Origin of the sequence: Pseudooceanicola sp., assembly GCF_041987405.1 — a bacterium.
GTDB lineage: Bacteria > Pseudomonadota > Alphaproteobacteria > Rhodobacterales > Rhodobacteraceae > Pseudooceanicola.
In genome coordinates this window covers 278,193-292,057 of the sequence record NZ_JBHIWR010000001.1, presented here as the reverse complement: position 1 = coordinate 292,057, position 13,865 = coordinate 278,193, and the positions used below count along the sequence as shown (strand labels likewise).

13 protein-coding genes are annotated in these 13,865 nt (G+C 65.4%); 11 read left to right on the top strand and 2 right to left on the bottom strand.

Annotation, left to right across the window (positions count from 1 at the left end):
• Positions 1 to 46: 46 nt before the first annotated feature.
• From ACFC2Y_RS01415 to ACFC2Y_RS01380, 8 genes are all read left to right on the top strand, one after another.
• On the top strand, positions 47 to 925 hold the full coding sequence (locus ACFC2Y_RS01415) for an NAD(P)-dependent oxidoreductase (RefSeq protein WP_375173272.1): 879 nt from the start codon (positions 47 to 49) through the stop codon (positions 923 to 925).
• A gap of 236 nt (positions 926 to 1,161) precedes the next feature.
• Complete coding sequence (gene guaB, locus ACFC2Y_RS01410; protein ID WP_375173271.1) at positions 1,162 to 2,610, top strand: IMP dehydrogenase; 1,449 nt, start codon at positions 1,162 to 1,164, stop codon at positions 2,608 to 2,610.
• A 336-nt stretch (positions 2,611 to 2,946) separates the two neighbouring features.
• Positions 2,947 to 4,035, top strand: a complete 1,089-nt coding sequence (locus ACFC2Y_RS01405) for a LacI family DNA-binding transcriptional regulator (protein WP_375186390.1) — start codon at positions 2,947 to 2,949, stop codon at positions 4,033 to 4,035.
• 4 nt (positions 4,036 to 4,039) lie between these two features.
• On the top strand, positions 4,040 to 5,035 hold the full coding sequence (locus ACFC2Y_RS01400; protein WP_375173269.1) for an ABC transporter substrate-binding protein: 996 nt from the start codon (positions 4,040 to 4,042) through the stop codon (positions 5,033 to 5,035).
• A gap of 62 nt (positions 5,036 to 5,097) precedes the next feature.
• On the top strand, positions 5,098 to 5,901 hold the full coding sequence (locus ACFC2Y_RS01395) for an ABC transporter permease (RefSeq protein WP_375173268.1): 804 nt from the start codon (positions 5,098 to 5,100) through the stop codon (positions 5,899 to 5,901).
• A gap of 4 nt (positions 5,902 to 5,905) precedes the next feature.
• Positions 5,906 to 6,694 carry an ABC transporter permease gene (locus ACFC2Y_RS01390; protein ID WP_375173267.1) on the top strand — a complete coding sequence of 263 codons (789 nt, stop codon included), beginning with the start codon at positions 5,906 to 5,908 and terminating at the stop codon, positions 6,692 to 6,694.
• Entirely contained in the window at positions 6,691 to 7,725 is a 1,035-nt protein-coding gene (locus tag ACFC2Y_RS01385; RefSeq protein ID WP_375173266.1) for an ABC transporter ATP-binding protein, read from the top strand. Before ACFC2Y_RS01390 ends, ACFC2Y_RS01385 begins: the two co-directional genes overlap by 4 nt.
• Complete coding sequence (locus ACFC2Y_RS01380; protein WP_375173265.1) at positions 7,722 to 8,537, top strand: phosphodiesterase; 816 nt, start codon at positions 7,722 to 7,724, stop codon at positions 8,535 to 8,537. Before ACFC2Y_RS01385 ends, ACFC2Y_RS01380 begins: the two co-directional genes overlap by 4 nt.
• 185 nt (positions 8,538 to 8,722) lie before the next feature.
• Here ACFC2Y_RS01380 and ACFC2Y_RS01375 read toward each other — a convergent pair whose 3' ends face one another.
• Positions 8,723 to 9,556: a GNAT family N-acetyltransferase gene (locus tag ACFC2Y_RS01375; protein WP_375173264.1), complete on the bottom strand. Its 834-nt coding sequence runs from the start codon at positions 9,554 to 9,556 to the stop codon at positions 8,723 to 8,725.
• Positions 9,553 to 10,239 carry a GntR family transcriptional regulator gene (locus ACFC2Y_RS01370; protein WP_375173263.1) on the bottom strand — a complete coding sequence of 229 codons (687 nt, stop codon included), beginning with the start codon at positions 10,237 to 10,239 and terminating at the stop codon, positions 9,553 to 9,555. Before ACFC2Y_RS01370 ends, ACFC2Y_RS01375 begins: the two co-directional genes overlap by 4 nt.
• A 251-nt stretch (positions 10,240 to 10,490) precedes the next feature.
• Here ACFC2Y_RS01370 and ACFC2Y_RS01365 point away from each other — a divergent pair, with 251 nt between their 5' ends.
• From ACFC2Y_RS01365 to ACFC2Y_RS01355, 3 genes are all read left to right on the top strand, one after another.
• Positions 10,491 to 11,465, top strand: coding sequence for an ABC transporter ATP-binding protein (locus ACFC2Y_RS01365; RefSeq protein ID WP_375173262.1), 975 nt, complete (start codon positions 10,491 to 10,493; stop codon positions 11,463 to 11,465).
• A gap of 60 nt (positions 11,466 to 11,525) precedes the next feature.
• A complete protein-coding gene (locus ACFC2Y_RS01360) occupies positions 11,526 to 12,797 on the top strand; it encodes a PotD/PotF family extracellular solute-binding protein (RefSeq protein WP_375173261.1) in 1,272 nt (423 codons plus the stop codon).
• Between the two features lie 116 nt (positions 12,798 to 12,913).
• Positions 12,914 to 13,771: an ABC transporter permease gene (locus tag ACFC2Y_RS01355; protein ID WP_375173260.1), complete on the top strand. Its 858-nt coding sequence runs from the start codon at positions 12,914 to 12,916 to the stop codon at positions 13,769 to 13,771.
• Positions 13,772 to 13,865: the final 94 nt, after the last annotated feature.

Here is a 13,865-nt window from a genome sequence, read left to right as displayed (position 1 = left end):
CTGCGGGGTAGTACCTCTTACTGGGCGGTCAGTAGGGGAGGATCACATGGCAGAGCAACCGAAACTGGGCTTCATCGGTCTTGGCGTGATGGGGGAACCTATCTGCCGGAACATGTTGCAGAAATCCGGCGCGCCGATGCTGATCGCCGATCTCAACCCCGATCCCGTCGCCCGCCTGACCGCCCTTGGCGCCACTGAAACCACGCCGGAGGAGATCGCCGCCCGGGCGGATATCCTCTTCCTCTCGCTGCCCGGCGGCCCGCAGGTGGAGGCGGTGGCGGGCCAGCTGATCCCGCATCTGCGCCCCGGCGCGACCCTTGTCGACATGTCCACCGCCCCCGTCGGCCTGACCCGCCGCCTGGCCGAGGACGCCGCGGCGAAGGGCGCCCGTTACGCCGACGCGCCCGTCGCCCGCACCCGCGCCGCGGCAGAGGCCGGGACGCTCGCCATCATGGTCGGCGCCGATGATGCCACATTTGCCCTGATCGAACCGATCCTGTCGCATGCGGGCGACACGATCCTGCATTGCGGGCCGGTCGGCTGTGGCCAGGTGGCCAAGATCCTCAACAACATGGTGCTGTTCCAGAACGTCGTCGCCATGTCCGAGGCGCTGGCCCTGGGGCAGGCGGCAGGCATGGACGGGGCGAAGCTCTTCGACGTGATCTCCCAGGGGTCGGGCGACAGTTTCGCCCTGCGCAATCACGGGATGAAGGCGATGATCCCGGACACCTTCCCCAAGCAGGCCTTCCCGACGGACTACGCGCTGAAGGACGTCTCCTACGCCCTCGACCTCGCCCGCGAGGCCGGGCTGAGCGCTCCGGGCGCGGAACTGGCAGAGGCACGGATGAAGATGGCCCAGGCGGCAGGCTATGCAGAGGAATATTTCCCCGTGCTGGCCCGCCTGGCCGGGACGCCGACGGAGTAGGGGGGCGCCGCCCCGCCGTCATCCTCGGGCTCGACCCGCGTTTCTCACGGCGGACAGATCCCCGGGCCAAGCCCGCGGATGACGTCGCTCTTGCGGTGACTTCGAAAACAACCGGTCCCCTTCCGTTCGATATCTGCCCCGGCACAATCCCATCCCTACCATATTTACCCCTTTCCCCCACGTCCCATCCATGTAATAGGGAAGCGCCAAGTGATCCCATCCGCAGGAGATGTCCCATGGAGATTCGCGAGGCGCTGACCTTCGATGATGTCCTACTCGTTCCCGCAGCCTCTTCGGTGCTGCCCTCAACGGCGGACACCCGCACCCGGGTCACCAAATCCATATCCCTGAACATCCCGCTGCTCAGCTCCGCCATGGACACGGTGACCGAGGCGCGGATGGCCATCTGCATGGCCCAGGCCGGCGGCATGGGGGTGATCCACCGAAACCTCGATGTTCAGCAGCAGGCCGACGAGGTCCGCCGCGTCAAACGGTTCGAAAGCGGGATCGTCTACAAGCCGATCACCCTGCGCGCCGACCAGACCCTCGCCGATGCCAACGCCCTGCGCGATCAGTACAATGTCTCGGGCTTCCCGGTCGTGGACGAGAAGGGCCGCGTCGTCGGTATCCTGACCAACCGCGATATGCGCTTTGCCAATGACGACAAGACGCCCGTCCATGCGATGATGACCGCCGACAACCTCGCCATCCTGCAGGAACCCGCGGACCGCGACGAGGCGATTTCGTTGATGAAGGCCCGCCGGATCGAAAAACTGCTGGTCACCGACAAGCAGGGCAAGCTCACCGGCCTGCTGACGCTGAAGGACAGCCAACAGGCCGTGCTGAACCCGACCGCCTGCAAGGACGACCTGGGCCGCCTGCGCGTGGCTGCGGCGACCACCGTGGGCGATGCGGGGTTCGAACGGTCCGAGGCGCTGGTCGATGCGGGCTGCGACCTGATCGTGATCGACACCGCCCATGGTCATTCCGAGGGCGTCGCCCATGCGGTCGAACGGGTCAAGCGCCTGTCGAACGAGGTTCAGGTCGTGGCCGGCAATGTCGCGACCGGAGAGGCCACCCGCGCCCTGATCGGTGCGGGCGCGGATGCGATCAAGGTGGGCATCGGCCCCGGCTCCATCTGCACCACCCGCATGGTCGCCGGCGTCGGCGTGCCGCAGCTGACCGCCATCATGGATTGCGCCGCCGCAGCCGGGGACACCCCGGTCATCGCGGATGGCGGCATCAAGTTCTCCGGCGATTTCGCCAAGGCGATTGCCGCAGGTGCCTCCGTCGCCATGGTCGGCTCGATGATCGCGGGCACGGATGAAAGCCCGGGCGAGGTGATCCTCTACCAGGGCCGCACGTTCAAATCCTACCGCGGCATGGGCAGCCTGGGCGCCATGGCGCGCGGCTCCGCCGACCGCTATTTCCAGAAGGACGCCGCCAGCGACAAGCTGGTCCCCGAGGGGATCGAAGGTCAGGTGCCCTACAAGGGCAGCGCGGGCACGGTCATCCACCAGCTGGTTGGCGGGTTGCGCGCCGCCATGGGCTACACCGGCTGCGCCACGGTCGACGCGATGCGCAGCCAGTGCACCTTCGTCAAGATCACCGGCGCGGGGCTCAAGGAAAGCCACGTGCACGACGTTCAGATCACGCGGGAAAGCCCGAACTATCGGATTGGGTAAGGCCGGATAGGGCCACCGGGGGGGCATTTCTGGCCTGGCAGGGCATATTCAGGATTGATCCGAACACACCCTGATGGATGATCCAGGCGGGCTATCTTCCGCGCCGGGAGCTGTCGGCAGAACGCGTCAAATTATTCAGGCGCGCAGCACGATCGCCACTCCAGACACCACAGAGTATCTGAGCGTCCGAGAGGTTGTTGGACGGGAAAAGGGCGCCACCTACCCAAGCATTCGGACCGCTGGCGCGTTTCGGGGGGACCCGAGGAAAGGTGTCACATCCTTGTGACGAATCTCCCCTATCAGACATGTGGAAACGTTTTCACATGGATGAATCGCGTGAGCACGAGGCAGAAGATCACCATCAAGGACGTCGCACGCGAGGCCGATTGCAGCATCGCGACGGCCAGCCGGGTGCTCAACCGCTCCGGCCCTGCCAGCGGCGAGGCGCGCGACCGCGTAGAGAAGGCCGCGCGCGACCTGGGGTTTTCCTTCAGCGCGATCGGGCGGGCCCTGCAAAGCAGCCGAAGTATGACGATCGGATGCCTTGTGCCCTCGCTCGCCAACCCTGTCTTCGCCGAGGCGGTGCAGGGGGTGCAGGAGGCGCTGAAGGGCAGCGGATATCAACTTCTGATCGCGAGCTCGAATTATGACGCCGGGGCTGACAACGACGCCATTGCAACCCTGCTGGCGAAAGAGGTGGACGGTTTGATCGTCACCATGGCGGCGCCGGACAGCAGTGCCGTGCTGAAGCGGGCGCGCCAGCGCGGCACGCCGGTGTCGCTCATGTTTCATGACCCGATCGACGGTCTACCCACGGCCCACGTAGACAATTTCGACGCCGCCCGCGAGGTCGCGCGCCGCTTTGCCGAGTTGGGCCACAGGCGCACCGCTTTCCTCGCGCTGCGGTTTGCCACCTCGGATCGGTCGCGCAACCGCTATGCCGGGTTCCACGCCGAATGCCGCGCCCGCGGCCTGCCGGATCCCGCGCTGATCGAGTTGAGCGAAGCCGAAGCCAACACGCCCGAGCTTTTGTCTGGCATCCTTGCCACGCTCCAGGGGTTGAGCGCCGTCTTCGCCTCCAACGATTTCCTGGCCATTGCGGTGCAGAAGGCCGCGCGGCTGATGGGCAAGCGCGTTCCCCGTGATCTTTCGGTGGTCGGGTTCGACGGCATCGAGATCGGACGCCTTCTCGACGTGCCGCTGGCGACGATCGAAACCGCGCCGGAGGCCATGGGGCGTCAGGCCGCGCGGACCTTGCTGGACCTGATGCAAGGGGGGCCGTGCATCCAGCAGCCACCCTTGCCCTTCGATTTCCGCGCGGGGGGCACGCTTGCTCCGCCTCGCGCGGAAAGCCGCGACGACGACCAGGGTGCCACCTGGCCGCCGTCCGTTCACTCGCTCAAGACCGATCTCAAACAAGGATGAACCAATGAAACATACCGTTCTTTCCGTAGCCCTCGCAACCGCGTTCGCCGCGCCCGCGTTTGCCGAGGATGCCATCTGCTACAACTGCCCGCCGCAATGGGCGGACTGGGCCTCGATGCTGGAGGCGATCGACGAGAAGCTCGATATCCAGATGCCGCACGACAACAAGAACTCGGGCCAGACTCTGAGCCAGCTTCTGGCCGAACGCGCGTCACCGGTGGCCGATGTGGCCTATTACGGTGTGACCACCGGCATCAAGGCGGGCACCGAAGGCGTGGTTCAGCCCTACAAGCCCGCGGGCTTCGACGACATTCCCGAGGGCCTGAAGGACCCGGAGGGCAACTGGTTCGCCATCCACTACGGCACCCTGGGCCTGTTCGTGAACGTCGACGCGCTGGCCGGGGCGCCGGTGCCGCAATGCTGGGCCGACCTGACCAAGCCGGAATACCGCGGCATGGTGGGCTATCTCGATCCGTCCTCTGCCTTCGTCGGCTATGCGGGCGCCGTGGCCGTGAACATGGCCAACGGCGGTGACCTGGGCAACTTCGATCCGGCCATCGCGTATTTCAACGCCCTGGGCAAGAACGACCCGATCGTGCCGAAGCAGACGTCCTATGCGCGCGTGGTCTCGGGTGAGATACCGATCCTGTTCGACTACGACTTCAATGCCTATCGCGGTAAATACGAGGAAGACGGTAATTTCGAATTCGTGCTGCCCTGCGAAGGCTCGGTCCGCGTGCCCTATGTCATGAGCCTCGTCGCCGACGCGCCGAACGCAGAGGTCGGCAAGCGCGTGCTGGACTTCATCCTGTCGGACGAGGGCCAGGCGATCTGGACCAACGCCTACCTTCAGCCCGCCCGCCCGGTCGAGCTGCCCGCCGAGGTGGCCGAGAAGTTCCTGCCTGCCTCCGACTACGAGCGGGCCGTCGCCGTGGACTACGCCGAGATGGAGCGCGCGCAGGCCGCCTTCGGCGAACGCTACCTCAACGAAGTCAAGTAACAGGCAACGGTGAGCCGGGCAGGGGGCCTCCCTGCCCGGTGTTCCTGCGCAACGGACCCAAGATGACACAACGACACTTCACATTGCTCTGCCTGCTGCCGCTGGCGATCTTCACGCTGGCGTTCCTGGCGATCCCGCTCGGGCGGCTGATCCTCGCGTCCCGCGAAAGCGAAGCGGGCTGGGGGATCTACCTGCAGATCCTGCAGACACCCCGCTATCTGTCGACGCTGGGGCAGACGGTCGCCGTCTCTCTCGCCGTCACCGCGGCCGCCCTGGCAATCTCGACCACCGCCGGGCTGTTCCTTGTGCGCAATCGCTTTGCCGGGCGCAACGTGCTGTTGTCCATCCTGACGCTTCCGCTGGCCTTTCCCGGCGTGGTGGTGGGATTCATGATCATTCTGCTTGGCGGTCGCCAGGGGCTTGTGAACCAGATGCTGCCCGGGCACTGGGTCTTTGCCTATTCGATTTTCGGGCTGTTTCTGGGCTATCTCTATTTCTCGATCCCGCGGGTTCTGCTGACCGTCATGGCCGCGGCGGAAAAGATCGACCCCGCGCTGGAAGAGGCCGCGCGGACCCTGGGCGCCTCGCCATGGCGGATCGTGACGGATGTGCTGCTGCCCGCGCTGGCGCCTGCGCTGATCGCCGCTGGCGCCATCGCCTTCGCCACGGCCATGGGGGCCTTTGGCACCGCCTTCACCCTGGCGACCGACATCGACGTGTTGCCGATGGTGATCTACACCGAGTTCACCCTGTCCGCGAATATCGCCATGGCCTCCGCCCTGTCGGTCCTGCTAGGGCTGGTGACATGGGCGATGTTGCTGATCGCGCGCAGCTTTTCCGGCAGCGCCGTCGCGGCAGGGGGCTAAGCCGATGACACGCCTCTCGCGCCATATTCCACTGCTTGTCACACTGCTGGCCTGCGCGTTTCTGCTGGTCCCGATCATCCAGTCTATCCTGGCAGGGCTGACCGCGAACTACTTCCGCGGCCTGTCCTCGGGTCTGACGCTGAAATGGATCGGCCGGGTCTGGGAGCTTTACGCCGACAGCATCTTCCTTTCCATCGGACTGGCGCTGGCCTGCCTGGTCGGAACGCTCGTGATCGGGGTCCCGGCGGCCTATGTCCTGGCGCGCAATCCGGGCCGGGCGACGCGCGTGTTGGAGGAATTCATCTCTCTGCCCCTGGCCGTTCCCGGCCTCGCGCTGGCGCTGGCGCTGTTGCAGCTCTACGGTTCGCTTCAGGGGTTCCGCACCAGCTGGACCTTCATCCTCGTCGGCCACATCCTCTACACGCTGCCCTTCATGGTGCGCTCGGTCCTGTCGGTGCTGGCCGCCATCGACCTGAAGACGCTGGAGGAAGGCGCGGCCTCCCTCGGGGCGAGCCCGGCGCGGCGGTTTGTCGACATCGTCGTGCCGAACGCCATGCCCGGCATCCTGGCCGGCGCGCTGACCGTGGTGACCCTGTCGATCGGCGAATTCAACCTGACCTGGATGCTGCACACCCCCTATCTCAAGACACTGCCGGTCGGGCTGGCCGACAGCTATGCCTCCATGCGGCTGGAAGTGGCCTCGGCCTATACGCTGGTCTTCTTCGTGATGATCGTCCCGCTTCTGATGGCCATGCAATGGGCCAGCGCCCGCGCACAAAGGATCATGCAATGACCCTGACCCTCGGAAATATCGCCAAGACCTTTCCCGGCGGCACGAAGGCGCTGCTGCCGACCGACCTGGAGATCGCGAAGGGCGAAATCCTGTCGCTGCTCGGGCCCTCGGGCTGCGGCAAGTCCACCCTGTTGCGCATCATCGCCGGGCTCGAAACCCCGGACCCCGGTGCCTCCATCGTCTTCGACGGCGAGGACGTGACCCACCAATCGGTCGAGCGTCGCAAGATCGGCATGGTGTTCCAGTCCTACGCCCTGTTTCCCAACATGTCGGTGCGCGGCAACATCGGGTACGGGCTGAAGATGCAGAAACTGCCGAAGCCCGAGATCGCCGCGCGGGTCGAGGAGGTCATCAGCCTGTGCCGCCTGGAACCTTACGCGGACCGCGCGATCACCGCGCTTTCCGGCGGTCAAAGACAGCGTGTCGCATTGGCGCGCGCCATGGCACCACGTCCACGCGTCCTGTTGCTGGACGAACCGCTTTCGGCCCTCGACGCCGCGCTGCGCGGACAGTTGCGCGACGAGCTCGCCCTGCTTCTGCGGCAGTTCGGGATCACCGCGATTTTCGTCACCCACGATCAGGACGAAGCCATGGCCATCGCGGATCGTGTCGCCGTGATGAGCCAGGGCGAAGTAGCTCAGATCGGCACGCCCGAAGCGCTTTACCGGAACCCCGCCACCGGATTCGTGGCGCGGTTTGTCGGTGACGCCATGCCGCTGGAAGGTCGGATCGAGGGCGAGCATCTGCAACTTCCGGGCGGCACACTGCGCCTGCCGAAGCCGACGCACGGACAACAGGTGCTGGTCCGCGCCGAAGATATCCGCATCGACCCGCAGGGCCCTCTCATGGCCCGGGTCGAAACGGTCACCTTCCTTGGCACGCATTATCGCATCGCGCTGGCCGGGGCGGTGGTCGGGCCGCTTTATGCCCTGCATTCGGGCCTCACCGCCCCGAGGCCGGGGGAGGAGGTGCGGCTCTCCATACCGCCCGAGGCACTGCTGGTCCTGCCGATGGAGAGGGCGCCCCGATGACCGGCTTCATCCAGATCACCGATACGCACATCGTGTCCCCCGGCGCGCTGGCCTATGGCCGCTCCGACACGGCCGAGGCACTGCGCCGCGCCGTCGAGACGATCAATGCCAAACGACCGCTGTGGGACGGGATCGACTGTGCCATCGTCACCGGCGACCTGACCGATCACGGCACACCCGAGGAATACGCGCATTTCCTTTCGATCATGAAGGATCTGACCCTCCCCTGGCTTGCCATTCCCGGCAACCATGACCAGCGTGGTCCAATGCGAGAGGCGCTGGCAGAGGCGTCCTGGATGCCCCGGAAGGGACCTATTCAGTGGGTCCGGGACTTCGGCCCCTTTTCGGTGATCGGGCTCGATACGCTTCTGGAGGGCGCGCACCACGGGATGCTGTGCGATGAGGGTATGGCGTTTCTCGACACCACGCTCTCCGCCTTGGGCGATCACCCCGTCATCCTGGTCACCCACCACCCCTTCATGCACGTCGGCATTCCGGCGATGGATGCGGACAACCTGCGCAACGGGGCCGCCGTGATCGCGCGGCTCGAGGCGCATCCCGGGCCGGTTCGGATGGTTTCCGGCCATGTCCACCGGGCGGTCACCGGGCAGCTGGGGCGCGTGACCTGCCAGGTTTCCCCCGCGACCTGCCATGCCGTCCTGACCGATCATCGTGCCGGTCAGCCCCCCGAACTGGTGCTGGAACCCGGTGCCGTCACGATCCATAGCTGGATCGACCAGCCCGGAGCGGGACTGGTTTCGGACGTCATCCCCACGGGCGTGTTCCCGGGGCCTTGGCTGTTCGAAGATTGACATGGGCGTCCTGCGGGAGGGTGCTCCTGATGCAGGCCTGCATCGAGATTTCGGATACTCGCGCCCTGAAGTAACCGGCGCGCGGGTTTTCACGCGCGGCGAATGCCCCTCTCCGCCGCCCGTTTTCTCGATCTTCGCCATACCCGAAAGGGTCATCGGGCCGTTTCAGGCCGCTTGGCCCCGGGTCAGCCCAGTTCCATGGTGGCGATGGCCTGCAGGGTGCCGTTGCCCTCGGGCGCGGGGCCCTTGTACATCCGGGCCGTCGTGAAGCCGACCTCGAAACCCTGCGCCGCGAGGAGGTCCGAGAACCGGCGGCCCCCGTCCGGCACGTCGATGATCACCTGCCTCTGCCCCAGGGAACCGGCGGCCTGTCGGGCCAGATCGACGGCCTCGTCGGCGTCCGGTGCGACGATCGGGCCGATCTTGCAGCCACTCTTGCACAGGCGCGCCGTCGCGAACCCCGTGATCCCCTCCGAAGGGCCCAGGACTACCGTTCTGCGCGTCGGGCCGGGCTGCACCCACGCCGCGAGAAAGGCAGGCCGGTCGAAACCGTTGGCCGCGCGATCCAGGCGCCGGATCTCCGCCTGGTCCTGCGGGGTCGCCAAACGCCAAGGCGGCACGGGACCAGTGAAGGTGCCGCCATACCTCCGGGTTTCGCCGGTGAGCGCGAAACCGGATTTCCGATAGTTCGACTGCTGCTCCGGGACGCCGTCCAGGCCGATGCTCCGGTTCCCCGCATGCGCCAGCGCGTGACGCCACAGGCCCAGACCCACGCCGCGCCCCCGGACGTCGGGGCGGCAGATGTAGAGGCCCAGAAAGGCAAAGCTGTCGGAATGGTTTACCACCGAGATCGCCGCCACCGCCGTGCCGTCCATCTCGGCCACGAAGAAGCCTGCGGGGTCTGCGGCGTGAAACGCCTCGGCGTCGTCCAGTCCGGGGTTCCATCCCTCCTGCGCGGCCCAGTCCAGCATTGTGCGGATGTCAGACAGGCTGGCGGTGCGGAAGACGGGCGCGGTCATTTGTTCAAGGCTTCGCGCAGCGACATCGGCGGCTGCGTTACATTGCGCAGGTCGAGCGAGGCGACCAGATCCAGCAAATGGCTTTTCATCAATTCCTCGGCCTGCGGGCCGTCATGGTCGGCAAAGGCATCCAGCAGCGCGTGATGGGCCTGCGTTTCGCAAAGCGCGGCGCGACGACGCCAGTAGAGCGCGATGATGAGCGACGAGCGCGAGATCAGTTCGGACACCATCGTCTGGATCGTGGTCTGATCGGCGATGCGCGCAATCTCGACATGGAACTGCCCGGACAGGAACAGGGCGCGACCGTTCTCTCCGGCATCCAGGGCGATATGTTCGTCCCGGATGTTGTCCTGCAGGATCGCCAGATCGGCCTCGGTCATGCGTTCGGCGGCGGAATGGGCGGTGCGCGGTTCCAGCAGGGAGCGCGCCTCGAAGACCTCGCGCGCTTCGCGGATCGTCGGCTGTGCGACAAAGGCGCCCCGATTGCGCTTCAGCTCGACCAGACGCCGGTGCGAAAGGGCGAGAAGGGCGGCCCGGATGATCGTGCGGCTGACGCCATAGGCCTCGCACAGCTCGTCCTCGCCCAGCTTGATGCCGGGGGGAAGCCGGTGTTCATGCACCGCCCGTTCCAGATCGGCCGCGACCGTCTCGCTGGTCCAGTGCTTTGCGTCGAACGAATTCATGACCCTCTTACCTCACGACGCCGCGTTCCCGTTCTTGTCCCGATTCGCCGCGCGAAGGACAAGTAGGACGCGGCGACGCAGTTTAGTAGACCAAATTGTATACGAAACTGTCGTAAATAATGTGCGCAAACTTGCTGCGCCTGCACAAAAAGCAGTCAGGTGGCGAATTTTGGCGGTCCGAGCGCCGAAAATGCTGCGATCCCGGAGATCGGCCTGCGCACAGTCGGATCAACAACCGACCTGGGGGACGCATGGCCAAGGGATACGAACTGGAGCTGGTCCATCTGACCAAACGCTACGGCGAAACCGTCGCGGTCCATGACCTGAACCATTCCTTTGCACCGGGCAGCTATGTCTGTCTGCTGGGGCCCTCGGGCTGCGGCAAATCTTCGACCCTGCGCATGATCGCGGGGCATGAGGATGTCAGCGACGGCTCCATCGTGCTGGACGGGCAGGACGTGTCCTGGATGACGCCCGCACAGCGCGGCACCGCGATGATGTTCCAGAGCTACGCGCTCTTCCCGCATCTGTCGGTCCGCGACAACGTGGCCTTTTCGCTGCGCATGAAGGGGGTCGATAAGGACACCCGGCACAAGCGCGCGAACGAATTGCTCGACCTCGTCGACATGACACATCTGGCCGACCGCCTGCCGACGCAACTGTCGGGCGGCCAGCAGCAGCGTGTGGCGCTGGCCCGCGCGCTGATCACCGAACCCAAGGTCCTGTTGCTGGACGAACCGCTCTCCGCCCTCGATCCCTTCCTGCGCATCCGCATGAGGGCGGAGCTGAAGAAACTGCAGCGGGAGCTTGGGATCACCTTCATTCACGTCACCCACGGCCAGGACGAGGCGCTGGCCCTGGCCGACGAGATCGTGGTGATGAACAACGCCGTGATCGAGCAGGCGGGGCCGGCCCGGGATGTCTGGGCCGCGCCCCGCACCGAATTCGTCGCCCGCTTCATCGGCGGCCACAACGTGATCGCCCTGGATGGCGGCAAGGCCACGGTGCGCGCCGATGCGGTGACACTGGCGGCAGAGGGGATGCCCGCGACGGTGACAGCCGTCGAATACCAGGGCGCCTCCGTCGCTGTGACGACAAGGACCGACGGCGGCGACGAGGTGCTGGCCCTGCTGCCCGAGGACCAGTTCTTCGCATCCCCCAAATCCCCCGGCGAGGCCGTCCGGCTGAACTGGGACGAGGGGCGGCTCCACCGCCTCCAGGCCTGACCGGGCCGTCCAACGAACCAACGACAGAAGACAACACAGACAACAGAGAGGACCAAGACAATGGCAAAACCCAAGGTCGGATATTCCCGCCGCTCCATGCTGAAGGCAGGCGGCGCGGCCATCGCCGCCACCGCATTCCCCGCGCCCATGCTCTGGGCGCAGGACACCAAGAACATCGTGCTGCGCCAGTTCGGCACCGGTGTGTCGAACCTGAACGACGTGGCCACCAAGGTGAAGGAAGACCTTGGCTTCACGCTTGAGATGACGGCGCTCGATTCCGACTCTGTGACGCAGCGCGCGGCCACCCAGCCCGACAGCTTCGACATCGCCGACATCGAATACTGGATCTGCAAGAAGGTCTGGCCGACCGGCAACCTGCAGGCGATGGATGTCAGCAAGATCAAGAACTACGACAAGATCGTCGGCATCTTCAAATCCGGCAAGCTGACCCCCGAGAGCGAGATCGCCCAGGGCACCGCGCCCCACACCGTGGGCTTCGTCCCCGAACAGGGCGCGACGACCTTCGCGGACGAGCAGACCAACTGGATGACCCTCATCCCCACGATCTACAACGCCGACACGCTCGGCATCCGGCCTGACCTGATCGGCCGCCCCATTGAGTCCTGGACCGAGCTGCTGAACCCCGAGTTCAAGGGCAAGGCCTCGATCCTCGATATCTCCTCCATCGGGATCATGGACATGGCCATGGTCTGCGAGGCCATGGGCGAGGTCCAGTACGGCGACAAGGGCAACATGACCCGCGAAGAGATCGACAAGACCATCGCGATCTTCACCGAGGCCAAGAAGAACGGTCAGTTCCGCGCCTTCTGGAAAACCTTCGACGAGAGCGTGAACCTGATGGCCTCCGGCGAGGTGGTGATCCAGTCCATGTGGTCGCCCGCCATCACCGCGGTGAAGTCGCGCGGCATCGACTGCGTCTACCAGCCGCTGAAAGAGGGCTACCGGTCCTGGGGCGGCGGCATCGGCCTGTCGAACTCGCTCAGCGGGATGGAGCTGGACGCGGCCTACGAGTACATCAACTGGTACCTGTCGGGCTGGGTCGGCGGCTATCTGATGCGGCAGGGCTACTACTCCGCCGTTCCGGAAACGTCGAAGGATTTCATGTCCGAGAACGAGTGGGGCTACTGGTTCGAGGGCAAGGAAGCCACCGACGTCATCACCTCGCCGACCGGCGACACGCTGGCCCAGGCGGGCGAGGTGCGCGATGGCGGCTCCTTCGAAGAGCGTATGGGCGCCGTGGCCTGCTGGAACGCCGTCATGGACGAGAACCAGTACATGGTCCGCAAGTGGAACGAGTTCATCGCGGCATAGGCCTGGCGCTGACCGCATGAGACGGAGGCGGGGGGCTGTCTGCCCCCCGCACCCCCCGAGAGTATTTTTGGAAAGATGAAGGGGCGGCCCCGCGCGGGTGCGCCCGGAGGAACGGGATGCGGCTGAAGAACCGGCATGTGATCGGATGGCTGGAGGCGACACCGCTGACGCTGGTGCTGCTGGGTTTTCTGATCGCGCCCATCATCATGATCGTGATCGTCAGCTTCTGGGGCGCGACCGAGTTCTCGATCTTTCCGGCCTTCCAGTTCGACAATTACGAGTTTCTCTTCGGCTCGCCCGTCACCTACCGGGTCTTCGGGGCGACGCTGAAATACGCCTTCATCACCTGGGCGCTGACGCTGTCCATCGGGTTTACGGTGGCCTATTTCCTGGCCTTTCAGGTGCGCAGCCTGACGGTGCAGATCGCGCTCTTCCTCGTCTGCACGATCCCCTTCTGGACGTCGAACATCATCCGGATGATCTCCTGGATCCCGTTTCTGGGGCGCAACGGCATCGCCAACCAGACGCTGATCTCATGGGGTGTGATCGACGAGCCGCTGGAATGGCTGCTCTATTCCGACTTCTCGGTGATCCTGGCCTTCGTGCATCTCTACACGCTCTTCATGGTGGTGCCGATCTTCAACACCATGATGCGGATCGACAAATCTCTGCTGGAGGCCGCGCGGGACAATGGCGCGAGCGGTTTCCAGACGCTGGTGCATGTGATCATTCCGCTGACCAAGCCGGGCATCATGATCGGCACGATCTTTGTCGTCACGCTAGTCATGGGCGATTTCATCACAGTGCGCTTCATGAGCGGATCGCAAAGGGCCAACGTGGGGCGGCTGATCTCCAACGACATCGCGCTGCTGCAATACCCCTCCGCCGCCGCGACGGCCGTGGTGCTGCTGTGCACCGTGCTGATCGTCATCGCGATCCTGCTGCGCTTCGTGAACATCCGGAAGGAGCTGTGAGATGACCGTGACCCGGACACCCCCTGTCCCGGGCTTGTCCCGGGACCTCCCGATACTCTCGCTGAAGGAGGCCCCGGATCAGGTCCGGGGCATG